Raw genomic sequence first — 23,918 nt, forward strand, 5'->3', positions numbered from 1 at the left:
ACTCAGAGGTCGAGCGCGCCCGCCGCGTTGTCGTTCCACTGGTCGACGCGCCGGATGTACTCGTACAGCGCCCGGCTGCCGCGCACCCAGCGGCCCTGGTCGGCGATCGCGAGGTCGTCGGCCCCGGCCCGGCGCGCCTCGGTGGCGAACCCGGACCGCAGGGAGTGCCCGGTCACCGGGTACGGCAGGCCCGCACGCACCCCGGCCCGGGTGAGGATCTGGTTGACGCCGGTCGTGCTCAGCGCGGGCTCGCCGACGTTGCCGTGGCGATCGACGCGGCGGAACGCCGGTCCCTCGGTGATCCCGGCGCCGGAGCGCCACGCGTGCCACGCCCGCACCGGGTCGGTGTCGGGGCTTTCGCGCCGCGGGACGACCATGTCACCGGTGCTCTTGCCGTGCCGGACGGTCACCGACAAACCCCGGTCGTCGACCGGCTGCACGTCGGTGACCAGCAGGTTCGCCAGATCCGAGCAGCGCGCGGCGATCGGGAAGCCGATCAGCAGCATCGCCCGGTCGCGGGCGCCGGCGAGCGTGCCGGGACACGCGCGCGACATCGCCCGCAGGTCGGCGAGGGTCACCATGGTGGCTTTGCCGCGGCCGCGCTGGACCCCTTCCCGGGCCAGCCGCTGCCGGTAGCCCTTCAGCGCCCGCCACGCGGCGCGGCTCGCTTCGGGATCGACGAGGACCTTGTGGTGGCGCAGCCCGGCCAGCGCCCCGGTGAGCCGCCGTTCGATGGTCGACGGCGCCGCCGGGGCGGCCCGCTCGGGCACCTCCGGCACCGCGCGTTCGTCCGGCCGCAGCGTGCGGCCCCGTTCCAGCCACACGACGAACCCGGTCAGCGCCCCGATCGACGCCGACAGCGGTGGGATCCCGGCTTCGGCGGTGTAGTCCTGCCAGACCTGCCAGTCCTGGGCGTAGGCCTTGAGCGTGTTGGGCGGCCGTTGCGCGTCGACGTGCCGGGCCGCGGCCTCGTCCAGCAGCGCGAGCCGCTCGTGCGCGCTCAGCGCGGCGTCGATCACCGGTTCCAGGTCGGGCACGCGCCGAGGTTACGGGATGTCGATCTCCGCGGGCCGGAACCGGGCCGGGGCGGGAGAATTCGTGCCCGGAGACTGTCGATCCGCGCCGGTGCCGTTCGTATCAGCGTCGAGAACCCGATCCGAGGAGGACGACGTGCAGCAGTACCTGCTCAGCATCCACCAGCCCGACGGCCCGACCCCGCCGCCGGAGGTGCTCGACGGCGTCATGCGGAAGCTCGACACCCTCAACGCCGACCTCAAGGCCGCCGGGGCCTGGGTGTTCGCCGGCGGCCTCCACCCGCCGTCGACCGCCACCGTGCTGCGGGCCGGCGACGGCGGCATCGTCGTCACCGACGGCCCCTACACCGAAGGCAAGGAACACCTCGGCGGGTTCACCGTCATCACCGCGTCCGACCTCGACGCCGCCCTCGTGTGGGGCGGCCGGCTCGCCGACGCCGTCGCCCCGCTGCCCGTCGAGGTGCGGCCGTTCCGCGAATGACCGTCGAGGAGGTCTTCGCCGCCGAGCACGGCCGGGCGGTGTCGGTCCTCGTGCGGGTCTTCGGGGACATCGACGTCGCCGAGGAGGCCGTGCAGGACGCGTTCGCCGAGGCGGTCCGGCGGTGGCCGTCCGCCGGGCTCCCGCCGAGCCCGGCGGGCTGGATCATCACCACCGCCCGCAACCGGGCGATCGACCGGCTGCGCCGCGAGGCGGCCCGGCCGGACAAGCACGCCCAAGCGGCGCTGGTGCACGCGGAAAGCGAGCCCGTGGAGGAGGGTGCCGTGCCCGACGACCGGCTCCGGCTGATCTTCACCTGCTGCCACCCCGCGCTGGCCCGACCCGCCCAGGTCGCGTTGACGCTGCGGCTGCTCGGCGGCCTGAACACCGCCCGGATCGCGGCCGCGTTCCTGGTCGCCGAACCCACGATGGCCCAGCGGATCGTCCGCGCGAAGACCAAGATCCGCGACGCGCGCATCCCGTACCGCGTCCCACGCGACGCCGACCTGCCCGCCCGGCTGGCCGCGGTGCTCGCCGTGCTGTACCTGATCTTCAACGAGGGCTACGCGGCCGGCGCGGGGGAGGAGCTGTGCCGCGAGGCGATCCGGCTGACCCGCGTCCTGGCGGGGCTGATGCCCGACGAGCCCGAGGTGCAGGGCCTGCTGGCGCTGATGCTGCTGATCGACGCCCGCCGCGCCGCCCGCACGACGGCCTCCGGCGAGATCGTGCTGCTGACCGGCCAGGACCGGTCGCGCTGGGACACGGCCCTGATCGCCGAGGGACAGGAGATCGTCCGCCGCTGCCTGCGCCGCAACCAGCCGGGCCCGTACCAGATCCAGGCGGCGATCCAGGCCGTCCACAGCGACGCGCCCACGGACTGGTCGCAGGTCCGGGCGCTCTACGACCAGCTGCTGGCCGTCACACCGACGCCGGTGGTGGCGTTGAACCGGGCCGTCGCCGTCGCCGAGGTCGACGGCCCGGCCGAGGCGCTGACCCTGGTCGAAAACCTCGAGCTGGCCCGGTTCCCGCTGTACCACGCGATCCGCGCGGACCTGCTGGATCGGCTCGGCCGGGCCGCCGAAGCGATCACGGCGTACACGGTGGCGATCGACCTCACCCGCAACACCGCGGAGCGCGACCTGCTGCGGCGCAAGCTCGCCACGTGCCGTCAGGGCGCGCCGGGTGCGAGGACGTAGGAGAACCGGCGGACGCGCGGTACCCAGGTCTGGAAGACGCTGACGTCGGGCAGGGTGATCGACGGCGCGAGTTCGGCCAGGCTGCGGTGCAGGTGCGCCCAGTGCGCGACCTCGGCGGCGGGGATCGTCCCGACCGCCCGGCTGGACCACCGATCGTCGCTCTCCACCGGCTGCAGGTCGGCCACGAAGTCGGTCCACGACGTCCGGGGTGCCCGGTGCAGCAGGGCGTCGGCGAACCGGCCGAGCAGGCGCCCGTGCGCGGTGCACGTCCCGAGCAGCACGACCACGGCTTCGTAATCGCCGCCGAGGAAGGCCGACGCCTCCGACAGGTCCCGGGTCGCCCGCAGCATGCGGTAGAGGTTGATGAGGCGCTTGGCGTCCCGGGGCGTGTCGACCAGCCGGTCCAGGCGGGACAGGAGCGCGATCTCCGGCTCGGTCAGCGGCCGCGGTTTTGCGGGCGGCTCGGCCGGGTCCAGCTGCGCGGCCACCTGGGAGCCGGCCTCCACCGGCAGGTCGGTGCCGGGGTCGTCCCACGGGGAGGAGGCGGCCGGCGGCGGCGCCGTCGGTTCCGCCTCCGCCGCCGGCCGCGGTGCGGCGGCCGGCGGTTCGACCATCCCGTCCAGGAGCCGCCGGAGGCTGCCGGCGGGCATCGGGGGCAGGACGAGCGGGATGTTGAGGATCTTTTCCAGGTAGTCCTCGGGTGTCACGTGCCACCCATCGGCCCGCACGAGGGGGTCCGCTTCGATCAGCCGGTCGTAGTGCGTGCTCAGCGACCGCAGCAGCCACCGCGGGTCCACCCCGACGACCACCACGAACAGGTCGAACGCGAGCAGCAGGTGCACCGCTTGGAGCACGTCGACCACCTGGCGGGGGCTGCAGCGGTCGAGGTCGTCGATGTAGAGCACGATCCGGTCCAGCGGCCGGGTCCCGTCGTCGTCGCCGGTGGTCATCAGCGCGACGAGCTTCTCGAAGTCCTTGCGGATGGTGGAGATGAGGCCCAGGTTGGCGTGGTAGTCGTCGGTGCGGGAGCGCTCGGCGAGGAAGGCGTAGAGCCGGCGGCCCGGCGTCAGCTCGGTCAGCTGGCGGCCCAGCTCGCCGATCCGGGCGACGACTTCTTCCAGCTGCCGTTCGGCGATCTGCTGTTCGGCGTCGGCCTCGCGCAGGGCGGCGATCTCCCGGTGGGTGCCGGCGTCGAGGCCGTTCTGGAGGTCTTCCGCCAGGGAACGCAGCCGCCGCACCCCGGCGCGGGCGGCCCTGACCAGGGTCAGCCCGGCGGTGGCCAGGCTGCCGGACACCGCACCGACGCCGATCAGCCAGCTCCGGACGTCCGGGACGAACGCGGTGAAGCCCGCGCCGGCCAGCAGTACGACAGCCGCGACGACCAGCACGGCCTTGCCTCGGCGGAAGCGCGAGATGCGAGCCAGTTCCTCGGCTTCACCGCGGGTCTCCCGCAGCTCGTCGGCCAGCAGTTTGCCTTGCTCGGCCGCGCCATCGACGCCGAGTTTCCGCCACACCTCGGCGTACTGCGCTTGGAACGCCGGTGACTCCCTCAGGGCCCGCCCCAGGTCGAGAGCTCGCGTCGTGCGGCTGGTGCGGGCTTCGCCGATCTTGAGCTTGAGGGCCGCGGCCTCGGCCTGGGCTCGTTCGGTCACCGCGGTCAGCTGCTTGCGCTGCTCCAGTTCGGCGGCGAGCCGGTCACGCAGCCGGGTGCCTTCGCGGAGCCGGGCCTGGTGCTCGGCGTCCGGCTCGCCCGGCTGCCGGACCGGCTCGGCGAGCTGGCGGAAGATCTCGTCGCCGAGACTGGCCCACAGGTTGGCGTCCGCGTAGTGCCACGCGTTGAACCCGACCTGCGCGATCTTGCGGCACTGGCCCGGGGTGCCCTCCAGTTCTTTGACCTGGCCGCGCAGCATGCCCATGAAGAAGCTCTTGCCCGCGCCCCACTCGCCGAACAACCCGATCGACAACGGCAGCGGTGTGTCCTTGGCGGCGATCACCGTGGCCAGCATGGAGACGTAGGGCTGGACGCCGAGGTGATCGCGGGTCAGCGGGATGCACTCGTTGGGGTCGACGAGGTCCTTGGCCAGCCCGCCCGCGAGCTGGTCGGCCGCGAACCCGCCGGCGGAGAGGCTCTCGGGGACGCGGGCGGCCGTCCACTGCAGCGCGATGGTGTGCACCTGCTCCCTGTGGAGGGAGAAGAAGATCACCGTGCGGACCGCGGCGTGGGCGGCGAGGGCCCCTTTGATCAGCGCGGTGGCCGCGACTTCGGGAACCATTCCCAGGTCACCGGTGGCGAACAGCGGCAGCGCGACGGCCGAAGCCCCGGCCCGCGCGGCCTCGCGGATCGCGGTTTCCGCCGCGGTGGCGATCGCGTCCGGCGTCACCGCGCGGTCCTCGTCCGCGGTGTGCGGAGTCGCCAGCACGGCGAACCGCAGCCGGTGGCCCGTGGTTTGCGCGCTCAGGTCGACCAGCGCCGGTGCGTCGGGCCTGATCTTGCCGAGCGGGGCCGAATCCCAGTCGGCGAGGGGGTACTCCGCTTCCAAGGCGTCGGCGGCCTGGCCGAACGTCGCGCCGACGGAGACGGCCACGGCGTCCACCGGCAGTTCCCAGGGGCGGTTGGTCAGCGCGGCGGCGTAGGTGACGCCGTCGACGGTCTGCAGCGGGGTCACCTCGGGCGCCTGCGATGGGCTCACAGTTTTTGACTCGCGGATCCGCCCCCGGTTGTTACGCACAGCACCCGAGTGCTTCCAAGTTGTTCTGGGTTCGGATATGTGACCTTATCCTAACTCAGGTGTCTCTGGACTAGTCTTTTGATTTTGAACAGATACTTCTAGTTCTAATCAGAAGATTTGGTAGGGTACTGAACATGACGGAAGACGCTGGTCAAGTGCGTGTGTGCGAGTACCGGAGGTGCGGGGCGCCGCTGCCGCCGGCAGTGGGGCGCGGGAGCCGGGCGCGGTTCTGCCAGGACGGGAAGACCTGGGGCCGCCGCAACCTCAGCTGCCGTGACGCCGAGGCGGTGCTCTCGGACGCCGAGTCGCTGCGGGAGAGCGACACGGAGCTGGACGACACCGCCGTCACCGCGCTCGCCGGCCAGGTCGACCGGGTGCTCGAACCGGCCCGCGGGCTGGTCGAGACGCTCACGACGCTGCGCCACCAGCTCGAAGCGACCACTGCGGCCGCGCTGGCCGAGCGGGATGCCGCGGTGGCCGAGGCCGACGAGCACCGTCTGCACCGCGGCCGCGCCGAAGCCGAAGCCGCTCAGGCCCGGGACACCGCCGAGGCGGCCGTCGCCGCGGCAGCCGCGGCGGCCGACGACAAGGCGGCCGCAGTCCGGGAACGAGACGAAGAGCGTGCCGCCCGGCGCGGCGCCGTCCAGGAGCGGCAGCGGGCCGAGGGGCAGCTGGCCGCGGTCCGCGATGAGCTCGCCCGCGTCGCCGAGCGTGCCGATGCCGCCGCCGTCCTCTCCGGCGAACGTGCCGCGGCGATCGCCGCGCTCACCGCCGAACTGGCGGCCGCCCGGACCGCGCTCGAGGAGGAACGTGGCCGTGGCCAGGCCGCCACAGCGCGGGCGGAGGCGGCCGAAACCCGCGCCGACGCCGTCCAGGAACGGTTCGACGCCGCGCGCGGCGAGCACGTCAAGGCGGTCGCGGCGCAGGAAGCCGCGCTCGACCGCGCCCGCGCCGAGACCGAGCGCCTGCGGGCCGGGTTCGACCAGCGGCTCACCGAACTGCAGGTGGTGCACGAGCAGACCGTCCGGTCGATGCACAAAACCACGACGAGCCTCGGCGCCGAACTGCGTGCCGCGCTGAGCCGGGCCGACGCCGCCGAGCGCGAGCTGGCCCGCGTGCTCGGCGTCCTGCGGGAGGTGCCCGAGCTCCCCGAGATACTTAAGCAGTTACTTGACCAACAGCCGGAGCAGAGCTAACTTAAGTACATGCTTAACCATGAAGTGCCGCTGGACCTGGTGTTCCGCGCCCTGGGCGACCCGACCCGGCGGGCACTGGTGGAGCGGCTCGTGCGGGGCCCGGCGTCGGTCAGTGAGCTGGCCGAGCCGCTGACCATGTCGCTCGCCGCGGTCGTGCAGCACCTGCAGGTGCTGGAGGCGGCCGGGATCGTGCGATCGGAGAAGGCCGGCCGCGTCCGCACCTGCCGGATCGAACCGGCGGCGCTGCGGGCGGGCGAGCAGTGGCTGGGGCGTCAGCGCACCACGTGGGAGAGCAAGCTCGACCGGCTCGGCGACTTCCTCGCCGGCCCGGAGACCTCCGAAGGGAGCCCCTCATGACCGTCTTGCACAGCACGTTCAACCTCGAACGCAGCTACCCGGTGCCGCCGGAGCGGGTGTTCGCCGCCTGGGCCGACCCGGAGGCGAAGAAGCGCTGGTTCGTTTCCGCGGGCGAGCACGAGCTGGACTTCCGCGCCGGTGGCCGGGAAGCCGTCGAAGGCCGTACCCCCGCCGGCGGCGTGCTGACCTTCGTCGCGACCTACCACGACATCGTGCCCGACCGGCGGATCGTCTTCACCGGCACGCTCACCGGCGACGATGCGCTCGCGACCGTCTCGACCACGACCGTGGAGCTGTTCGCCGAAGGTGACGGCACCCGGCTGGTGCTCACCGAGCAGGACACCTTCCTCGACGGCGCCGAGAAGCCGGAATGGCGCGAGCAGGGCACCGGCGACTGGCTCGACCGGCTCGGCGACGAACTCAAGCAGTGACCGCTCACCGCGACCGGTAGTGCTGCGGACTCATCCCGAATTCGCGCTTGAACGCCGCGCTGAGGGCGAACGCGCTGCCGTACCCCACTCGGTGGGCGATCGAGGCGATGGTGGCGTCCGGGTGCTGGCGCAGCAGGTCCGCGGCCAGCGCGAGGCGCCAGCCGGTGAGGTACGCCATCGGTGTCTCGCCGACCGCGGCCGCGAAGCGGCGGGCCAATGCCGCTCGGGACACGCCGACGTCGGCGGCGAGCTTGGCGACCGTCCACGGCTCGGCCGGCTGGTGCTGCAGCAGCCGCAGCGCCTGGCCGACGACCGGGTCTTCGTGGGCCCGGTACCAGGCCGGTGCGCTGGTGCCGGGCCGGTCGAACCAGGCCCGCAGCGCGGCGATCAGCAGCAGGTCGAGCAGGCGGTCGAGGACGGCCTCCTGGCCCGGGACGTCCTTGCCGATCTCGGTGGCGAGCAGCCCGACCAGCGGGGTCGGCCAGTCGGCGGCGCGCAGGACGAGCACCGGGGGCAGCGCGGCCAGCAGCCGTCCGCTCAGCTCGCCCGCCATGCCGTAGGTGCCGGTGAGCAGCACGACCGGGCCGTCGGTGCCGTGGCCCCAGGTGCGGACCCCGGTGCCGGCGAGCTCGCTCAGGTGGCCGCCGTCGGGGGTGCGGCACTCCTGGCCGGGCAGGATGAGCGCCTGCGGCGGGGTTTCCGGGTGGTCGGCGACCAGGTACGGATCCGGGCCGCGGGCGATGGCGACGTCGCCTTCGCCCAGCAGGACGCCTTCGCCGCCGTCGGGGACGATCCACCCCTCGCCGTGCACCACCGACACCACGGTCAGCGGCGCCCGGTCTTCGATGCGCAGCGACCACGGCGGGGTCAGCACCGAACGCAGCAGGAACGCGCCGTGGGCGCGGGGGCCGTCGAGCAGCGCGGCGAGCGGGTCCATGCCCCGACTGTAGACGCTGGAATATGCGATCAAGGCTTTGAACTATGGAGAGTCTCACCGGGAGCCGCTTGACTCGGCGTCATGACAACAACATTCCTGGTGGTGGGCGGGACCGGCAAGACCGGTCGCCGGGTGGCGGACCGGTTGCGGGAGCGCGGTCTGCCGGTGCGGATCACGTCGCGGCGCGGGTCGCCGCCGTTCGACTGGGGTGATCGCGGGACCTGGGCGCGGGCGCTCACCGGGGTCGACGCGGTCTACCTGACCTACTACCCCGATCTGGTGGTGCCGGAGGCGGCGGCGGACATCCGGGCGTTCACCGAGCTGGCGGTGGCGTTCGGGGTGCGGCACCTGGTGCTGCTGTCCGGCCGCGGCGAGGAGGAAGCCGAGGCGTGCGAAGGGATCGTCCGGGAGGCCGGCACCGGCTGGACGGTCCTGCGGTGCAGCTGGTTCGCGCAGAACTTCAGCGAGCACTTCCTGCTGGAGGCGGTGCGCGCCGGGGAGATCGTGCTGCCGGCGGGGACGGTGACCGAGCCGTTCGTCGACGTCCGCGACCTCGCCGACGTGGCGGTGCAGGTGCTGACCGAACCCGGGCACGACGGTGCGCTGTACGAGCTGACCGGGCCGCGGCTGCTGAGCTTCGCCGACGCCGCCGCGGACATTTCGGCCGCCTCGGGGCGAGATGTCCGCTATGTTCCGGTTTCGGCCGGGGAGTTCGCCGCCGCGGCGGTCGGTCAGGGGGTGCCCGAGGCGGAGGTCGGCGCGCTGACCGAGCTGTTCGCCCGGGTGCTGGACGGCCGCAACTCGTCGGTGACGGCCGATGTCGAGCGGGTGCTGGGCCGTCCGGCGACGGATTTCGCCGAATTCGCGCGGGACGCCGCCGCAACCGGGGTCTGGGCCCGGTGACGAGGAAGGGGAGACCGATGTCGCTGGTGGTGCTGGTGGCCGCGCTGGTCGCGGCGGGGCTGATCGCCGGGTTGTTCTACGCCTACGCGTGCTCGGTGCTGCCGGGTCTGGCGCGCGGGGACGACAAGACGTTCGTCGAGGGGATGCGCGGCATCAACGTCGCGATCGTGAACCCGGTGTTCATGCTGACGTTCCTGGGCGCGCCGGTGCTGGCGGGGGTGGCGGTGTTCCTGAACCCGGGCCCGCGGCCGTGGGTGCTCGCGGGGTTCGGGTTCCTGGTGGTGATGGTGGTGATCACCGGGGTGGTGCACATCCCGCTGAACAACGCGCTGGCCGCCGGCGGCGACGATCACGCGGCGCTGCGGGCGCGGTTCGAGACGGCGTGGGTGCGCTGGAACGTGCTGCGCGCACTGGTGAGCACGGCGGGCTTCGGCTGCCTGGCCGGGGCCGTGCTCACCGGCCGCGGTTAGCTCTTGAGGCGGAAGAGCAGGTCGGTGACCCACTTCGCGGGGTCGGCGACCTCGCGGGGGTCGGTGCGCAGCACTTCCAGGCGGCAGCCCCAGTCCTCGCCGTCCGGCCCGTCGGTGCGGTCCCAGGGGACGCCTTCGGCGGCGCCCCAGGCGAGGACGGCCTCCGTCGCGGCGGCCAGGCCGCCGGGAGCGCCGACGTAGGTGTCGAGCACGTACCGGCCGGCCGGGAGCTCGCCGAGGAAGGCGGGCTCTTCCGGGGTGTAGGTCCCTTCGAACGGGACGCCGGCCTCGACGGTGAACCGCGGGCCGGGGTGCAGCGTCCGGTAGCGGAAGAACGGGGCTCCCGCCAAGGCGACGCCGGCGGCGGCGAGGGTGGCGGCCAGTGGTGGCAGCCGGTCGGCGATCCGCGGGAAGTCGGGAATGCCGACGGTGGCGCGTTCGGCGACGTACCGCTGGGCGGGCCGGTCGACGATGGCGGGCATCAGGCGAAGTCCTCCGGTCCGAGCATCGGGCGGACTTCGATGCTGCCGTAGGCCGCGGCGGGGTGCCGGGCGGCGAGTTCGAGGGCTTCGTCGAGGTCGGCGCAGTCGAGGATGACGAAGCCGCCGATCTGTTCCTTGGCTTCGGTGAACGGTCCGTCGGTGAGCAGCACTTCGCCGTCGCGGACGCGGATCGTGGTGGCTTCCGCCGGTGGGCGGAGGCCGCCGCCGCCGCGGATCTTGCCGCGGCGTTCGAGGTCTTCACCCCAGCCGCCGCAGCCGTCGTTCTGGTGTTCCTCGGCGGTTTCGTCGCCGCAGATCATCAGCAGGTACTGCATGTCAGCATCCTTTCAGGACGTCGCGCAGGCGCGCGGCGAAGGCTTCCGCTTCGGTGTCGAACCCGCCGTGGCCGCCGGGGAACGGTTCGGCGCCGACGCCGAGGCCGGCGGCCAGCCCGAGGGCGGCGTGGTGGGCCGGCAGCCCGGTGGACTCCTCGCCGACGGCGACCACCAGCCGCGCCGGTGCCGCCCGGAGCGCGTCGAGGTCGGGCTCGTAGGCGCCGATCGCGGGCATCAGGTGGCCGAAGAAGTAGGCGAAGTTGCCTTCCGCGCGCGGGTCGAGCGGCGGAGCGGGGTCGACGCCGACGACCTTCATGAACGCGGCGAAGGCGGCCGCGAGGCCGTGGTCGCGGAAGAGGGCCGGGACGTCGGGTCCGTCGAGGGCGCCGGCGGGCAGGTAGCGGGTGACCGGTGGTTCGTGCAGCACGGCGGTGCGGACGCCGGCGGGGTGGCGGCGCAGGTGTTCGAGCAGGGTGATCGCGCCGCCGCTGGTGGCCAGGACGTCGGCGGGGCCGACCTCGGTCAGCAGCCGGTGCACGTCTTCGGCGTGGTCGCCGACGGGGTCGGTGCCCGGCGTGCCGTCGAGGGGGCTGCGGGACAGGCCGCGCGGGTCGTAGGTGACGACGGTGTGGTCTTCGGCCAGCAGCGGCCGGATGTGGGTGAACACCGCGGCGTCGGCGGGGCCGCCGGGGATCAGCAGCAGCACCGGGCCGCGGCCGTGGACGTCGTAGGTGATCGTGGCGCCGGGGACGGCGAGGGTGGTCATGGTGCCTCCGGTGGTCGGGCTTCACCCGACCGACGAACGGCCTCGCCCGGGACCGACACCACTTCCGAAATTCTCCGGGTGAGGTAGGCGCGTTCGGCTTCGGTGCCGGCGAGGTCGCGGGCCAGGCCGTACCAGTGGGCGGCTTCGGTGTGGCGGCCGAGGCGGCGGAGGAAGTCGGCGCGGGCGGCGGGCAGCAGGTGGTAGCCCTCGAGCTCGACCTCGTCGAGGAGGGTGAGCCCGGCGGCCGGGCCGTCGGCCATGGCGACCGCGATGGCGCGGTTGAGGGCGACGACAGCGCTGGGCACGTGTTTGCCCAGCTCGGCGTAGAGGCCGGCGATCTGGGGCCAGTCGGTGTCGGCGGCGCGGGCGGCGGTGGCGTGGCAGGCGGCGATGGCGGCCTGGATCTGGTACGGCCCGGGACGGCGGCGGCGCAGCGCGGTCTCCAGAACGCGGGTGCCCTCGGTGATCGCGGCGGTGTCCCAGCGGGTGCGGTCCTGCTCTTCGAGGGGGACGAGGACGCCGTCGGCGTCGACGCGGGTGGCGCGGCGGGCGTGCTGGAGCAGCATCAGGGCGAGCAGGCCGAGGGCTTCGGGTTCGTCGGGCATCAGCTCGGCGAGGACGCGGGCGAGCCGGAGCGCTTCGGCGGCGAGGTCCGGGCGGAGCAGGTCGGGCCCCGCCCCGGCGGAGTAGCCCTCGCTGAAGGTCAGGTAGAGCACGCCGAGCACGGCGTTGGTGCGTTCGGGCAGCAGGTGTGCGGGCGGGACGCGGTAGGGGATGCGGGCGTGGCGGATCTTGCGCTTCACCCGCACGAGCCGCTGGGACATGGTCGCTTCGGGGACGAGGAAGGCGCGGGCGATCTCGGCGGTGGACAGGCCGGCCAGGGTGCGCAGCGCGAGCGCGACCTGGGCTTCGGTGGCCAGGGCGGGGTGGCAGCAGGTGAAGATGAGCCGCAGCCGGTCGTCGGTGACGCCGCTGTCGTCGGGTTCGGGGTGGTCGGGGACGGGCACGAGGGCGGCCTCCCGGAGTTTGGCGGCGCCGAGCGTGTCGCGGCGGAGCCGGTCGGTGGCGCGGTTGCGGGCGGCGGTGGTCAGCCAGGCGCCGGGCGAGTCCGGGATGCCGTCGCGGGGCCAGGTGCGCAGGGCGAGGGCGAAGGCTTCCTGGGCGCACTCCTCGGCGAGGTCCCAGTCGCCGGTGATCCGGATGAGCGTGGCCACGACCTGGCCCCACTCCTCGCGGAACGCTTCGGCTACCGCGGTCTCGACGTCCACTCCCGCTCCTCCCGCCGGTGTCACCCTCCCGACGAACGGCCGGGCTTCGGACCGACAGCCACGGCGTGGCACGCGCCGAACCCTTCCGCTCGCGTGGCGATCCGGCCGCTTTCGACGCGGATGGCCGTCTCGGTGGCGTCGCTGACGGCGGTGACGCCGGCGGCCGCGGCGAGTTCGCCGGTGTCGCAGACGATCCGCAGCCGGGGCCGGGGCGCGGGGGCGATCGCCTGGTCGAGGCAGGTGCGCAGGTCGGCGACGGCGAGCCGGGCCAGCGGGGCGAGTTCGCCGGGGTCGCTGGTGACGAGCACGGCGGTGACGTCGGCGCCGGCGCGCACGGCCTCTTCGAAGGCCGCCGCGCGGTGCAGGCCGAGGACGGCGACGACGCCGTCGCCGGGTCGGATGGTGTCGCCGGTCAGCAGGTCGGTCGCGGCCGGCGGGTCCCAGTGCCGTCCGTCGGGCCGGGCCTGGGTGGTGATCGGCGGTGCCGCCGGCCAGTCGTCGCTCAGGTCGAGGTCCAGGAGGGCGGCGCAGGCGGTGACGAGGTGGAACGGCTCGCCGAAGCCGGGTGCGGCGGCGGCGAGCTGGCTCGCGCCGTGCAGCGTGGTGAGGGCGGCTTCGGCGACGCGCACAAGACGGCGGCCGGGGCGGAGGCGTTCGAGGGCGAGCCCGAGCAGGATCGCCTCGACCCGCATGAGCTGAGCGAACGGGCGGCGGGTGTGCTCGTCGGCGAGGATTTCCGGGAGCAGGTCACGGGCGAGGCGGGCGTCTTCGCTGTCGCTGTCGGTGGCCAGCGGGAGCCGGGCGATCCAGGCGCGGGCGAACGCGGCCAGCGCTTCGGCGGCGCCGGGGTCCGGCGGCGGGGCGGCGGGCCGGGGCGCGCGTTCGGCGAGGTCGGCCAGGACGGCGAAGTACAGGGCTCGCTTGCCGGGGAAGTTGGAGTAGACCGCGCCGCGGGTGAGCTCGGCGCGTTCGGCGATGACGTCGATCTTCGCCTCGCGGAAGCCGCGGCGGGCGAACTCGTCGCGGGCGGCGGCGAGCACCTTGGCGCGGTTGCGTTCCTGGGTTTCCGCCCTGCTGAGCCTGGCCATCGTCCTCCTTGCCGTGGGATCGCGAATCAAGATACCGTGACCACTGAGATGATAAGAACATCTGATTTGAACATCTGGAGTGGTGGATGACCCCCGAGATCGACCTGACCGACGCCGAGGTGCTGACCGACCCGTTCACCGCCTACGACCGGGCGCGGGAGGTGAGCCCGGTGGCCAAGCTGGTCATCCCCGGTTTCGGCCCGTTCTGGGCGCTGACCCGCTACGCCGAAGCGCGCGCGATGCTGACCGACCCCCGGTTCGAGGTGACCGCCGGCAGCTTCCTGCGCCCACCCGGCATCCCCGAGCACTGCCTGCAGTACATGGCGACGATGGCGGAGAAGGACGGGCCGGAGCACCTGCGGCTGCGGCGGCTGGTGGCGCCGGCGTTCACCCCGAAGCGGGCCGCGCAGCTGCGGCCGCGGCTGGCGGCGATCACCGGCCGGCTGCTCGACGAGCTGCCCGGGCACGCCGAAGACGGCGTGGTCGACCTGGTCCCGCACTTCGCGCGGCCGCTGCCGATCGACGTGATCTGCGAGCTGGTCGGCATTCCCGGAGGCGACCGTCCTCGCTGGCGCGAACACGGGGCCGCCGTGGCCGGCGGGATGGGCCCGGACTTCGCCGCGGCGATCCCGGCGATCGTCGAAGGGGCCAAGGAGGCGGTGGCGCGCAGCCGGGCCGAGCCGGGCGACGACCTCATCGGCGACCTGGTGCGGGCCCAGGCCGAGGACGGGGATCGGCTCACCGACACCGAGCTGGTCACCTTGGTCTGGCACCTGGTGCTGGGCGGGCAGACGCCGGTGAACCTGATCGCCAACGCCGTCGAAGCGCTGCTGCGGCACCCGGACCAGCTGGACCTGCTGCGCGCGGAGCCCGGGCGGTGGCCGGGGGCGGTCGAGGAGCTGATGCGCTGGTGCAGCCCGCAGCTGCTGACCACGCCGCGGTTCGCGCGCGAGGACGTCGAGATCGGCGGGGAGACGATCGGCAAGGGGGAGCGGGTGACGGTGGCGATGGTGGCGGCCGACCGCGACCCGCGCGCGTTCGCCGACCCGGATCGCTTCGACGTCACCCGCGAGGGGCCGGCGCAGCTGGGCTTCTCGCACGGGCCGCACTTCTGCCTCGGCGCCTCGATTTCGCGGGTGCAGACGGAAGTGGCGTTGTCGTCGCTGTTCGCCCGCTTCCCCGGCCTCGCGTTGGCCGGGGACGTGCCCCGCGCGCCCGACGGCGGAACCTGGCGACCGGCGGCACTGCTGCTGACGCTGTGACCGGCCCTCCGCAAGCTCCGGACCGGTCGTGAGTGGTAAGGCGGGTTAGAACCCGCCTTACCACTCACGACCGGCGGGCGGGCGGGGTCTCAGTAGCGGACCAGGGCCTGCGGCTTCCCCAGCACCGTCTTGCCGTCGAACTTCACCACGAGGTCGATCCGCGCGATGCCGTCGTCCTTGACGTCGGCGACCTTGCCGGTGATCTCGACCAGCGCGCCCTCCGGGGTGTTCGGCACCACGACCGGGCGGGTGAAGCGGGCGCTGAAGTCGATCAGCCGGGCCGGGTCGCCGAGCCAGTCCGTGACCACGCGGCCCGCCACCGCCATGGTCAGCATCCCGTGCGCGATCACGTCGGGGAGGCCGACGTCCTTCGCGAACGCCTCGTTCCAGTGGATCGGGTTGAAGTCGAGTGCCGCACCGGCGTAGCGCACCAGCTGCTCGCGGGTGATGCGGACCTCGAGGGCGGGCAGCTCGTCGCCGACTGTGACATGCGCTCCGCCACCCGGACCCCCGTAAGCGGCGTTCACGCGGTCTCCCCTCGGACCACCAGCTGCGCGCGGGTGGTGCAGACCTTCTGGCCGGCGGCGTCGGTGATGTCGGCGCGCAGGTTGATGAAGTCGTTGCCGGCGCGGGCCATGATCGCGTCGATGTGGGTGGTCACCTCGAGCACGTCGCCGGCGAACACCGGGCGCGTGTAGGTGAAGCCCTGGTCGCCGTGGACCATCCGCGAATAGTCGAGGCCGAGCTCGGGGTCGGCGACGATCGCGTTGATCGAGGCGAGGTTGATGATCGTGAGGAAGGTCGGCGGGGCGATCACGTCCGGGTGGCCGGCTTCGCGGGCCGCCTCCGGGTCGCGGTAGACCGGGTTCGCGTCGCCGATCGCGTCGGCGAACTCCCGGATCTTCTCCCGGCTCACTTCGTAGCTGGTCTGCGGCGGATAGCTCCGCCCGGTGAACGACTGGTCCAAGGGCACGGCGACGAGGCTACCAACAGCGAGAAGCCGCCCGGAGCAACTCCGGGCGGCTTCTTCGAGCTGGTGTGAACGCGCTACGCGTCAGCGGGTTTCCTTGTGCGTCCGGTGCGTACCGCAGTTCGGGCAGAACTTCTTCATCTCCAGGCGATCCGGGTTGTTGCGCCGGTTCTTCTTGGTGATGTAGTTGCGGTGCTTGCACTCTTCGCACGCCAGCGTGATCTTGGGTCGCACGTCGGTGGCAGCCACAGCGTTTCCTTCTCTCTCAGGTCCCGGGGGCCAGCCCCGTCGTTACCGCGTAGCGGTGGCCGGACTTGAACCGGCGACACAGCGATTATGAGCCGCTTGCTCTGCCAACTGAGCTACACCGCCCTAGCATGCCCAACCCCGGGGGTCCAGGGGGCGTGCCCCCTGGCGGGGGTCTGGGGGCTCGGCCCCCAGAGGACACCGCGAAGCGAGCTAGGCTTGCGCTTTATGCAAGCATAGCTCGCCCACTCGCGGAGCCCCTTTACGGAATCGAACCGTAGACCTTCTCCTTACCATGGAGACGCTCTGCCGACTGAGCTAAAGGGGCCTGGCCTCTCGCGAGGACTTGGAAAGATTACCAACCCCCGTCACCCGGCCGTGCAACCGGGGTCCCGAAAGAGCAAAACCTCAGGTCAGGAGGGTCAAAACGGTCTCCGAGTGCCGCCCCGGTGAGCGGGCCGTGCGGGCCTGCAGCCACGCCTCCAGGCGGTCCTCCGGCAGCGGCCGCGAGATCAGGTAACCCTGGGCGACGTCACAGCCCATCGCTTCGAGCTGGTCGCGTGCCACGTCCTCCTCGACGCCCTCGGCCACCACCGTCAGGCCGAGCGAGTGCCCGAGCTCGACGATCGACCGGACCACCGCGAGGTCGCCGAGGTCGGTCCCCATGCCGAGGACGAAGCTCTTGTCGATCTTGACCTGGTCGACCGGCAGCTGCCGCAGGTACGCCAGCGACGAGTACCCGGTCCCGAAGTCGTCGACCGCGAGCGTGATGCCCAGCGAGTGCAGCTCCCGCAGGATCGGCAGCGCCTTCTGCGGGTCGGACATCACGCCGGACTCGGTCAGCTCGAACGTCAGCAGCTCGGGCGGGATGCCGTAGTGCTCCAGCTCGCGGGCCACCTTGGCCGGGAAGTCCTCGTCGGCGAGGTTGCGCACCGACAGGTTGACCGCGACCGAGATCCGCAGGCCCTCGTCGAGCCACTTGCGGCAGCGCTTGAGCGCCTCGCCGAGCACAAAACCCGTCAGGACGCCGATCAGGCCGGCCGCTTCGATGGCCGGGACGAACTCGTCCGGGCCGAGCCTGCCGAACTCCGGGTGCACCCAGCGGACCAGCGCCTCGACGCCCTGGACCTGGCGGTTCGGCAGGGTGATCTTCGGCTGGTAGTGGACGCTGACCTGGCCGTCTTCCAGGGACTGCCGGAACTGCGTCACCATCTGGAAGCGGCGCAGGAAGATCTGGCCCATGCTCGGCACGTAGCCGCGGACCTCTTCGCCGCCCTTGGTCGCGCGGACGGCGACGTCGGCGCGCTGCAGCAGGCCTTCGATGTCGACGACGTCGCCGGGTTCTTCCGCGGACGTCGTCGCGTAGCCGATCATCGCGTTCGCCTCGACCGAGAGCCGGTCGACCGGGTACGGCGCCGACAGCTCTTCGCGCAGCCGTTCCGCCGCGTGGTGGGCGTCTTCGGGCGGGCAGCCGACGAGCAGCGCCGCGAAGGACGCGCCTTCGAGCCGGGCGAGCGGGACGTCGGGGCCGAGCGCGTCGCGGATGCGGCGGCCCGCGGCGACGACCATCCGGTCGGCCCAGGCGTAGCCGAGCGCGTCGCTGACCGTCGAAAAGACGTCGAGGTCGATCCGCAGCACCACGGCGTTGGCGAAGTCCCGCAGCGGTTCCTTCGCCACCTGCCGGAAGCCCGGCCGGTTGAGGTGCCCGGTGAGCGGGTCGTGGTAGGCGTCGTGGCGCAGCGTCGCCAGCAGGCGCCGGTTGTCGAGCGACGTCGCGAGGTGGCTGGCCATCGTGCCGAGCAGCTGGACGTCGTACTTGCCGAAGCCGCGCCAGCGGGACAGCCGGTCGTGCGCCTCGACCACGCCGAGCAGCCGGTTCGCGCTGCGCAGCGGGACGACGAGGGCTTCCTGCGCGCCGCGGTCGAGCAGCGCCGCGCGGACGTCGGGGTTGGCTTCGGTGATCCGGAAGTGCCGGACGTGCGCGCCGGGCAGCCGCAGCAGCGGGTCGTCGGCGGCCGGGTCGGCGGGTGGCAGGTCGTCGCCCGCGACGACGACGCGCATGGTGTCCTTCGGTTCGAGCCGGAGTCTCAGCACGACGCGGCCCGCGGCGAGCTGGTCCTTGATGCGCTCGGCGATGGTCGCCCATTCGCGGACGTCGACCCCGCCGACGAGCTCGTCCGCGCGGCTGGCCGGGCGCGCCGCGGCCTGCTGGCCCGAGCGGGCCACCATCAGGCTGACGTCCGAGAGCGCCTCCATGTCCCGCTGCTCGCGCAGCAGGTCGGAGTAGGCCCAGTACAGCGCGGTGAGGCCGAGGAAGACGGCGAGCACCAGCGGCCACGCCTTGGGCGTGCTGGAGATGACGAGGTAGCCGGAGAGGCCGACGGACGCGTTGACGAAGCCGACGACCAGGATCCGCCCGGTGAGCCGGACGGCGGTGCTGACCCGCATGCGGCGGCGCAGCACGCGGACCGCGGCCAGCGCGAGCAGCGTGCTCACCAGCGGCGCGGTCAGGGTGCCGGCCAGCGCCGCGACCCACGGGATCTTGTCGCCGGTCCCGACGAGGTGCTTCACCAGCCCGGCGACCGCGAAGGCGCCGGTGATCTCGAGCAGGAACGCGCCCGCGTTGTAGAGCACCCGGCCGGCGACCTTGCGCGCGAGCAGCGTGCCGATGCCGGCGATGAGGTGCGCGGCCAGCACGACTTCGAACGGCGCGATGAAGAACCCGATGACGAGCGGGATTTCGGTGAAGGAGATGGTCCACGAGATGCCGCTGCGGACGTCGACGTTGATGCCGAGCTGTTCGGCGAGCAGGAAGGCGACCGCGAGCACGGGCCCGATCCACAGCAGCCGGTCGTCCCACTGGAACGGCAGCCACGTGCCGACCGCGAACGCGGCGGCGAGCCCGATGCTGAGGACGGCGAAGGTGTAGGCGCGGAACCGGCGTTCGTCGGTGCGGGCTTCGGCGGAGACGGGTGGTGCCCCGGAAGCGGCCCCAGGCCCGGGCTGCGCCTGCGCGACGGCGTCGCCGTGGGCGTTGGTGTCCGGCATCCGACCTTCCCTCCCGGCTTGTCCACCGGTGCTGATCCGTGACTTCGGGTGTGGACAGGGGCCATACCGTACCCCGTAGGGCGTACCCGCGTCCCTTTCGAGACAGTAGGAGATCACCCCAGGGTTAACAATGCCTCGAACGCGCTGACCTGCGTGGACCAAGGGGTGAAACCACGGGTGTACGAACCTGGGCTCGTTCTCTCCACACGGCGGGCCGGGTCGCGCTTCAATGGGCCCATGCACAGCGATGTGATTGCCACCGAGCACGCGGCGCGGCTCGCGGCGGTGGATTCCCTCCTCCCCGGCTCGGCTCCATTCGAAGCGGCGGAAAACGCGGTGGTGCTGGAGGTTGCGACGGGCGGCTCGGCGGCGTCCGGGCTGGCTTCCCGCGTCCAGGTCGACCGCGACGCCCCCAACGCGCCGTGGCGCGCCCTGACCGAGCACCGGCTCGACGTCCAGCTGGCCGGCCCGCAGCCGGCGGCCGTCCTGGACGCCCTCCTCACCCGATGGGATGAACATCTGCGCGCGGTCGCCGAGCGCGGCGACACGGAGACGGCGGCGATCGTCCCGCGCGCGAGCCGGGACGCCGCCGGTGCGCGCGAAATGCTGCACCACGGCTTCGCGCCGCTGCGGGTGATCGCGGTCCGCCCCGCGCAGCGGCTGATCCCGGCGACCCCGCTGGGGACACCGGGGGTCAAGATCCGCCGCGCCGAACCGGGCGACCTCGAGACGGCGGTGGAGCTCGGCATGGAGCTGCACTCCTACGACGCCCAGTACGGCACGGTCAACTGGCGCACCGGCGTCGAGGACATCCTGGCCAAGGACCTCGCCGAGCAGCTGAAGCGGCCGGAACCGCCGTTGTGGATCGCCGAGCTGTACGGGCGCCCGCTCGGCATGGTGAGCGTCCAGCACCCCGGTGAGACGGGCTGGATCAGCGGCCGCGTCGCCGCTTCCCGCGTCGGCTACCTGTCGTCGCTGGCGGTGGCGGAGGCGGCGCGGTCGTCCGGTGTCGGCACGGCGCTGGCGACCCACGCCCACCAGGTCCTCGACGAGGAGGGCGCCGACGTCGTCCTGCTGCACCACGCCGCGGCGAACCCGCTTTCGACGCCGTTCTGGTACGCGCAGGGGTATCGCCCGCTGTGGACGTACTGGCAGCGCCGTCCGGCCGTTCGGTGAACCTCTGGTGGATTACCGCCGGTGCGCAGGCCTTATAGGCTGGCCCCCGCCGCCAGCGAGGGGAGCCTGAAGTGACCGATCAGCGGGATTCCGCGCCGAGAGCGCCCGAGGGAGTCGACACCGAGAAGCCGTCCGCGGCCCGGATCTACGACTGGTACCTGGGCGGTACCCAGAACTGGGCCGTGGACCGGGAGTTCGGCAGGCGCATGGAGCAGCAGTGGCCGCTCGTGCGCCCCGGGTCGAAGCAGAACCGCGAGTTCATGAACCGCGCGGTGCGGGCGGCGCTGCGGGCCGGCATCCGCCAGTTCGTCGACCTCGGCTCCGGCGTGCCGACGGCGGGCAACGTGCACGAGGTCGTCGAGGCGGAGCTGCCCGAGGACCACGACGCGAAGGTCGTCTACGTCGACTACGAGCCGGTCGCCGTCGCCCATGCGACGCTGATCCTCGAAGAGAGCGTGGCGACCGAGTGGGCGGGCATCGTCCAGGCGGACATGCGGGACGCGAAGGCCGTGCTGCGGGCGGAGGAGACACGCCGGCTGATCGACTTCTCGCAGCCCGTCTGCCTGATCATGGCGGCGGTGCTGCACTTCGTTGGCCCGGACGACGACCCGGAAGGCCTGCTGGCGGCGTACCGGGACGCGCTCGCGCCGGGCAGCTGGCTGGCGATCTCCCAGATGAGCGAAGGCGACGGCACCGGCGAGACGCTCGAAGGGCTGCGCTGGTTCGTCGAGCAGTACCGGAAGACGAGCAACCCGGTGTGGCTGCGCAACCGCGAGGAGATCGAGCCGCTGTTCGGTGACTGGACCATCCTGGAGCCGGGCATCGTGCACCTGCCGGACTGGCGGCCGGACCGGAAGATCAACGCCCTGGAAGCGGAGGCCCGCCCGTTCGCGTGGTGCGCCGTGGCGGAGAAATCAAGGTCCTGACCTGGGGTTTTCCCGATCGCTGTGGGCGAACGCACCATCGGAAACAAACGCACCCATCGGAGAGTTGAGCTAGGCAGACTCAACTAACCGAGGAGTGCACATGTCCGACACCCGCCTCCTGCCCGTGCTCCCGCTCGATGACGACGTCGTGCTGCCGGGCATGGTCGTCCCGCTCGACCTGACCGACACCGAGACGCGGGCCGCGGTGGAGTCCGCCCAGGCCAAGACGCCGAGCCAGGCTTCCTTCCCCGGTATCCGCTCTGCCGCGGCGACCAAGGCCGAAGTGCTGATCGTTCCGCGCGTGCACGGTGAGTACGCCGAGTTCGGCACCGTCGCCACGGTCGAGCGCATCGGCCGCGTGCCCGGCGGCAAGGCCGCCGTCCTCCTGCGCGGCACGGCCCGCGCGGTTGTCGGCCGGATCGCCGACGGCCCCGGCGCCGCCCGCTGGGTGCACACCGAGGACGCCCCCGAGACCACGGACGACCAGACCGCCAAGCTCGCGGCCGAGTACAAGGCCGTCGTCATCTCGATCCTCCAGCAGCGCGGCGGCTGGCAGCTGATGGACGCCGTCCAGCAGGTCGAAGACGCTTCCGCGATCGCCGACCTGTCCGGCAACGCGCCGTACCTGTCCACCGAGCAGAAGCTCGAGCTGCTGAGCGCACTGGACGTCACCGCGCGCCTGGAGAAGGCGCTCGAGTGGAGCAAGGAGCACCTGGCCGAGCTCGAAGTGACCGACACGATCCGCAAGGACGTCGCCGAGGGCATGGAGAAGCAGCAGAAGGAGTTCCTGCTGCGCCGCCAGCTCGAAGCCATCCGCAAGGAGCTCGGCGAGCTCGACGGCACCGCGCAGGACGACGACTACCGCGCCCGCGTCGAAGCCGCCGACCTGCCCGAGCCCGTGAAGAAGGCCGCACTGTCCGAAGTGGACAAGCTGGACCGCACGTCCGAGCAGTCCCCCGAGGGCGGCTGGATCCGCACGTGGCTGGACACCGTCCTGGAGCTGCCCTGGAACGAGCGCACCGAGGACGTCTACGACATCGCCGCCGCGCGCGCTGTGCTGGACGCCGACCACGCCGGGCTCGACGACGTCAAGGAACGCATCATCGAGTACCTGGCCGTGCGCAAGCGCCGCGCCGAAAGCGGCTTCGGCCCGGTCGGCGGACGCCGTGGAATCGGTACAGGGCGAAGCTCCGTTGAGGGTGGTGGTGGGCGAGGGGCTGGCACCGTGCTCGCCCTCGCGGGCCCTCCCGGGGTCGGCAAGACGTCGCTGGGCGAGTCCGTCGCGAAGGCCATGGGCCGCAAGTTCGTGCGGGTGGCGCTGGGCGGCATCCGCGACGAGGCGGAGATCCGCGGCCACCGCCGCACGTACGTCGGCGCGCTGCCCGGCCGGATCGTCCGCGCCATCAAGGAAGCCGGCTCGATGAACCCGGTCGTGCTGCTCGACGAGATCGACAAGGTCGGCGCCGACTACCGCGGCGACCCGACGGCGGCGCTGCTCGAAGTGCTGGACCCGGAGCAGAACCACACGTTCCGCGACCACTACCTCGAGGTCGAGCTGGACCTGTCCGACGTCGTGTTCCTGGCCACGGCCAACGCGCTGGAGACCATCCCCGGCCCGCTGCTGGACCGCATGGAGCTCGTCACGCTGGACGGCTACACCGAGCACGAGAAGGTCACCATCGCCCGCGACCACCTGCTCCCCCGCGAGCTGGAGCGAGCCGGCCTCGGCGTCTCGGACGTCGTCCTGACCGACGCCGCGTTCAGCCGGATCGCGACCGAGTACACCCGCGAGGCGGGCGTGCGCGACGCGAACCGGACGATCGCCAAGGTGCTGCGGAAGATCGCGACCAAGGTGGCGCTGGACGAGGTGTCGCTGCCGGTTTCCATCGACGCCCCCGACCTTCCGGACCACCTGGGCCGCCCGCGGCACATCCCGGAGTCGTCGCTGCCGGCGTCGACCCAGCGCACGGCCACCCCGGGCGTGGCGACGGGCCTGGCGGTGACCGGCGCGGGCGGTGACGTCCTCTACATCGAGGCGTCGCTGGCCGACGAGGAGTCCGGCGCGTCCGGGCTGCAGCTGACCGGCCAGCTCGGCGACGTGATGAAGGAGTCGGTGCAGATCGCGCTGTCGTACCTCAGGTCGCACGGCGCGGAGCTGGAACTGCCGGTGGGCGACCTGAAGAAGCGCGGCATCCACGTCCACGTCCCGGCGGGCGCGGTCCCGAAGGACGGGCCGTCGGCGGGCGTCACGATGACAACGGCGCTGGCATCGCTGCTGTCGGGCCGCGTGGTCCGCGCGGACGTGGCGATGACGGGCGAGGTCTCCCTGACCGGCCGCGTCCTCCCGATCGGCGGCGTCAAGCAGAAGCTGCTGGCGGCCCACCGCGCCGGGATGAAGACGGTGATCATCCCCCAGCGCAACGAGCCGGACCTCGACGACGTCCCGGCCGAGGTGCTGAGCGAGCTGGACGTCCACGCGGTGGCGAACGTCCGCGAGGTCCTCGACCTCGCTTTGACCCCGGCTTCGACGCCGGTTCCCCAGGCGGCGTAACCCCGAGCGCCGCCACCCCGGACGGCCGGTTCCCCCTTCCCGCAGGGGGAACCGGCCGTTCTCCCACGA

Annotated in this window: 23 protein-coding genes and 2 tRNA genes; 11 read left to right on the top strand and 14 right to left on the bottom strand. The window is 72.7% G+C overall.

The annotated features are described in order from the left end of the window. Nucleotides 1-2 precede the first annotated feature (2 nt). Entirely contained in the window at nt 3-1,037 is a 1,035-nt protein-coding gene (locus Q5425_RS42165) for a site-specific integrase (protein ID WP_308678051.1), read from the bottom strand. 133 nt (nt 1,038-1,170) lie between these two features. On the opposite strand from Q5425_RS42165, the gene Q5425_RS42170 reads away from it, so the two are divergent. Beyond that, the gene (locus Q5425_RS42170; protein ID WP_308678052.1) at nt 1,171-1,515 is read left to right on the top strand and encodes a YciI family protein; all 345 of its coding nucleotides are present in this window, start codon (nt 1,171-1,173) and stop codon (nt 1,513-1,515) included. Continuing rightward, nucleotides 1,512-2,708: an RNA polymerase sigma factor gene (locus Q5425_RS42175; RefSeq protein ID WP_308678053.1), complete on the top strand. Its 1,197-nt coding sequence runs from the start codon at nt 1,512-1,514 to the stop codon at nt 2,706-2,708. The genes Q5425_RS42170 and Q5425_RS42175 overlap by 4 nt, the downstream gene beginning before the upstream one ends. Here the strand turns inward: Q5425_RS42175 and Q5425_RS42180 are convergent. Further along, entirely contained in the window at nt 2,681-5,374 is a 2,694-nt protein-coding gene (locus Q5425_RS42180) for a P-loop NTPase fold protein (protein WP_308678054.1), read from the bottom strand. The genes Q5425_RS42175 and Q5425_RS42180 overlap by 28 nt on opposite strands. 197 nt (nt 5,375-5,571) lie before the next feature. On the opposite strand from Q5425_RS42180, the gene Q5425_RS42185 reads away from it, so the two are divergent. From Q5425_RS42185 to Q5425_RS42195, 3 genes are read left to right on the top strand one after another with little or no spacing between them, the layout of a single operon-like run. Then, nucleotides 5,572-6,633 carry a hypothetical protein gene (locus tag Q5425_RS42185; protein ID WP_308678055.1) on the top strand — a complete coding sequence of 354 codons (1,062 nt, stop codon included), beginning with the start codon at nt 5,572-5,574 and terminating at the stop codon, nt 6,631-6,633. Nucleotides 6,634-6,642: 9 nt separating this feature from the next. Then, a complete protein-coding gene (locus tag Q5425_RS42190; RefSeq protein WP_308678056.1) occupies nt 6,643-6,990 on the top strand; it encodes a metalloregulator ArsR/SmtB family transcription factor in 348 nt (115 codons plus the stop codon). Next, nucleotides 6,987-7,421, top strand: a complete 435-nt coding sequence (locus tag Q5425_RS42195) for an SRPBCC family protein (RefSeq protein WP_308678057.1) — start codon at nt 6,987-6,989, stop codon at nt 7,419-7,421. The genes Q5425_RS42190 and Q5425_RS42195 overlap by 4 nt, the downstream gene beginning before the upstream one ends. 4 nt (nt 7,422-7,425) lie before the next feature. On the opposite strand, the gene Q5425_RS42200 is transcribed toward Q5425_RS42195, so the two are convergent. Further along, nucleotides 7,426-8,358 (bottom strand): AraC family transcriptional regulator, encoded by a 933-nt coding sequence (locus Q5425_RS42200; RefSeq protein WP_308678058.1) that lies wholly within the window; start codon nt 8,356-8,358, stop codon nt 7,426-7,428. An 81-nt stretch (nt 8,359-8,439) separates the two neighbouring features. On the opposite strand from Q5425_RS42200, the gene Q5425_RS42205 reads away from it, so the two are divergent. Both Q5425_RS42205 and Q5425_RS42210 read left to right on the top strand, forming a co-directional pair. Beyond that, nucleotides 8,440-9,261 carry an NmrA family transcriptional regulator gene (locus tag Q5425_RS42205; protein WP_308678059.1) on the top strand — a complete coding sequence of 274 codons (822 nt, stop codon included), beginning with the start codon at nt 8,440-8,442 and terminating at the stop codon, nt 9,259-9,261. Between the two features lie 17 nt (nt 9,262-9,278). Continuing rightward, nucleotides 9,279-9,731, top strand: a complete 453-nt coding sequence (locus Q5425_RS42210) for an anthrone oxygenase family protein (RefSeq protein WP_308678060.1) — start codon at nt 9,279-9,281, stop codon at nt 9,729-9,731. Here Q5425_RS42210 and Q5425_RS42215 read toward each other — a convergent pair. Genes Q5425_RS42215 through Q5425_RS42235 form a run of 5 tightly spaced genes read right to left on the bottom strand, consistent with a single transcriptional unit; the run spans nt 9,728 to nt 13,670 of the window. Continuing rightward, the gene (locus tag Q5425_RS42215) at nt 9,728-10,213 is read right to left on the bottom strand and encodes a GyrI-like domain-containing protein (RefSeq protein WP_308678061.1); all 486 of its coding nucleotides are present in this window, start codon (nt 10,211-10,213) and stop codon (nt 9,728-9,730) included. The two genes, Q5425_RS42210 and Q5425_RS42215, sit on opposite strands and share 4 nt — an antisense overlap. After that, entirely contained in the window at nt 10,213-10,548 is a 336-nt protein-coding gene (locus Q5425_RS42220; protein WP_308678062.1) for a YciI family protein, read from the bottom strand. Before Q5425_RS42220 ends, Q5425_RS42215 begins: the two co-directional genes overlap by 1 nt. A 1-nt stretch (nt 10,549) precedes the next feature. Next, on the bottom strand, nt 10,550-11,314 hold the full coding sequence (locus tag Q5425_RS42225) for an alpha/beta hydrolase (protein ID WP_308678063.1): 765 nt from the start codon (nt 11,312-11,314) through the stop codon (nt 10,550-10,552). Then, a complete protein-coding gene (locus Q5425_RS42230) occupies nt 11,311-12,582 on the bottom strand; it encodes a sigma-70 family RNA polymerase sigma factor (RefSeq protein ID WP_308678064.1) in 1,272 nt (423 codons plus the stop codon). Before Q5425_RS42230 ends, Q5425_RS42225 begins: the two co-directional genes overlap by 4 nt. A 20-nt stretch (nt 12,583-12,602) precedes the next feature. Next, nucleotides 12,603-13,670: a TetR/AcrR family transcriptional regulator gene (locus Q5425_RS42235; RefSeq protein WP_308678065.1), complete on the bottom strand. Its 1,068-nt coding sequence runs from the start codon at nt 13,668-13,670 to the stop codon at nt 12,603-12,605. An 86-nt stretch (nt 13,671-13,756) separates the two neighbouring features. Here Q5425_RS42235 and Q5425_RS42240 point away from each other — a divergent pair, with 86 nt between their 5' ends. Continuing rightward, complete coding sequence (locus tag Q5425_RS42240) at nt 13,757-14,932, top strand: cytochrome P450 (RefSeq protein WP_308678066.1); 1,176 nt, start codon at nt 13,757-13,759, stop codon at nt 14,930-14,932. A gap of 89 nt (nt 14,933-15,021) precedes the next feature. Here Q5425_RS42240 and Q5425_RS42245 read toward each other — a convergent pair whose 3' ends face one another. The 6 genes from Q5425_RS42245 to Q5425_RS42270 all read right to left on the bottom strand — a co-directional run bounded on the left by Q5425_RS42245 (nt 15,022) and on the right by Q5425_RS42270 (nt 19,196). Then, on the bottom strand, nt 15,022-15,459 hold the full coding sequence (locus tag Q5425_RS42245) for a MaoC family dehydratase (protein ID WP_308678067.1): 438 nt from the start codon (nt 15,457-15,459) through the stop codon (nt 15,022-15,024). Next, nucleotides 15,456-15,905 (bottom strand): MaoC family dehydratase N-terminal domain-containing protein, encoded by a 450-nt coding sequence (locus Q5425_RS42250; protein ID WP_308678068.1) that lies wholly within the window; start codon nt 15,903-15,905, stop codon nt 15,456-15,458. The genes Q5425_RS42245 and Q5425_RS42250 overlap by 4 nt, the downstream gene beginning before the upstream one ends. Nucleotides 15,906-15,986: 81 nt before the next feature. After that, nucleotides 15,987-16,151: a 50S ribosomal protein L33 gene (gene rpmG, locus Q5425_RS42255; RefSeq protein ID WP_005152047.1), complete on the bottom strand. Its 165-nt coding sequence runs from the start codon at nt 16,149-16,151 to the stop codon at nt 15,987-15,989. Nucleotides 16,152-16,201: 50 nt separating this feature from the next. Continuing rightward, nucleotides 16,202-16,274: transfer RNA gene (locus Q5425_RS42260), tRNA-Met, on the bottom strand. A 129-nt stretch (nt 16,275-16,403) separates the two neighbouring features. Then, nucleotides 16,404-16,476, bottom strand: a tRNA-Thr gene (locus Q5425_RS42265). 80 nt (nt 16,477-16,556) lie between these two features. Then, nucleotides 16,557-19,196 (bottom strand): bifunctional diguanylate cyclase/phosphodiesterase, encoded by a 2,640-nt coding sequence (locus Q5425_RS42270; RefSeq protein WP_308678069.1) that lies wholly within the window; start codon nt 19,194-19,196, stop codon nt 16,557-16,559. Nucleotides 19,197-19,433: 237 nt separating this feature from the next. On the opposite strand from Q5425_RS42270, the gene Q5425_RS42275 reads away from it, so the two are divergent. The 3 genes from Q5425_RS42275 (at nt 19,434) to lon (ending at nt 23,849) form a co-directional block, all read left to right on the top strand. Beyond that, entirely contained in the window at nt 19,434-20,372 is a 939-nt protein-coding gene (locus Q5425_RS42275; RefSeq protein WP_308678070.1) for a GNAT family N-acetyltransferase, read from the top strand. Between the two features lie 71 nt (nt 20,373-20,443). Continuing rightward, nucleotides 20,444-21,298, top strand: coding sequence for an SAM-dependent methyltransferase (locus Q5425_RS42280; protein WP_308678071.1), 855 nt, complete (start codon nt 20,444-20,446; stop codon nt 21,296-21,298). Nucleotides 21,299-21,398: 100 nt separating this feature from the next. Next, nucleotides 21,399-23,849, top strand: coding sequence for an endopeptidase La (lon, locus tag Q5425_RS42285; RefSeq protein ID WP_308678072.1), 2,451 nt, complete (start codon nt 21,399-21,401; stop codon nt 23,847-23,849). Nucleotides 23,850-23,918: the final 69 nt, after the last annotated feature.

Origin of the sequence: Amycolatopsis sp. A133 (assembly GCF_031082405.1) — a bacterium.
In the GTDB taxonomy this organism is placed as follows: domain Bacteria; phylum Actinomycetota; class Actinomycetes; order Mycobacteriales; family Pseudonocardiaceae; genus Amycolatopsis.

Excerpts from the sequence above, each read along its gene's own strand:
- Q5425_RS42175 (WP_308678053.1), top strand. The coding sequence starts at position 1,512 with ATGACCGTCGAGGAGGTCTTCGCCGCCGAGCACGGCCGGGCGGTGTCG.
- Q5425_RS42185 (WP_308678055.1), top strand. The coding sequence starts at position 5,572 with ATGACGGAAGACGCTGGTCAAGTGCGTGTGTGCGAGTACCGGAGGTGC.
- Q5425_RS42190 (WP_308678056.1), top strand. The coding sequence starts at position 6,643 with ATGCTTAACCATGAAGTGCCGCTGGACCTGGTGTTCCGCGCCCTGGGC.
- Q5425_RS42195 (WP_308678057.1), top strand. The coding sequence starts at position 6,987 with ATGACCGTCTTGCACAGCACGTTCAACCTCGAACGCAGCTACCCGGTG.
- Q5425_RS42200 (WP_308678058.1), bottom strand. The coding sequence starts at position 8,358 with ATGGACCCGCTCGCCGCGCTGCTCGACGGCCCCCGCGCCCACGGCGCG.
- Q5425_RS42205 (WP_308678059.1), top strand. The coding sequence starts at position 8,440 with ATGACAACAACATTCCTGGTGGTGGGCGGGACCGGCAAGACCGGTCGC.
- Q5425_RS42210 (WP_308678060.1), top strand. The coding sequence starts at position 9,279 with ATGTCGCTGGTGGTGCTGGTGGCCGCGCTGGTCGCGGCGGGGCTGATC.
- Q5425_RS42215 (WP_308678061.1), bottom strand. The coding sequence starts at position 10,213 with ATGCCCGCCATCGTCGACCGGCCCGCCCAGCGGTACGTCGCCGAACGC.
- Q5425_RS42220 (WP_308678062.1), bottom strand. The coding sequence starts at position 10,548 with ATGCAGTACCTGCTGATGATCTGCGGCGACGAAACCGCCGAGGAACAC.
- Q5425_RS42225 (WP_308678063.1), bottom strand. The coding sequence starts at position 11,314 with ATGACCACCCTCGCCGTCCCCGGCGCCACGATCACCTACGACGTCCAC.
- Q5425_RS42235 (WP_308678065.1), bottom strand. The coding sequence starts at position 13,670 with ATGGCCAGGCTCAGCAGGGCGGAAACCCAGGAACGCAACCGCGCCAAG.
- Q5425_RS42240 (WP_308678066.1), top strand. The coding sequence starts at position 13,757 with ATGACCCCCGAGATCGACCTGACCGACGCCGAGGTGCTGACCGACCCG.
- Q5425_RS42270 (WP_308678069.1), bottom strand. The coding sequence starts at position 19,196 with ATGCCGGACACCAACGCCCACGGCGACGCCGTCGCGCAGGCGCAGCCC.
- Q5425_RS42275 (WP_308678070.1), top strand. The coding sequence starts at position 19,434 with ATGCACAGCGATGTGATTGCCACCGAGCACGCGGCGCGGCTCGCGGCG.
- lon (WP_308678072.1), top strand. The coding sequence starts at position 21,399 with ATGTCCGACACCCGCCTCCTGCCCGTGCTCCCGCTCGATGACGACGTC.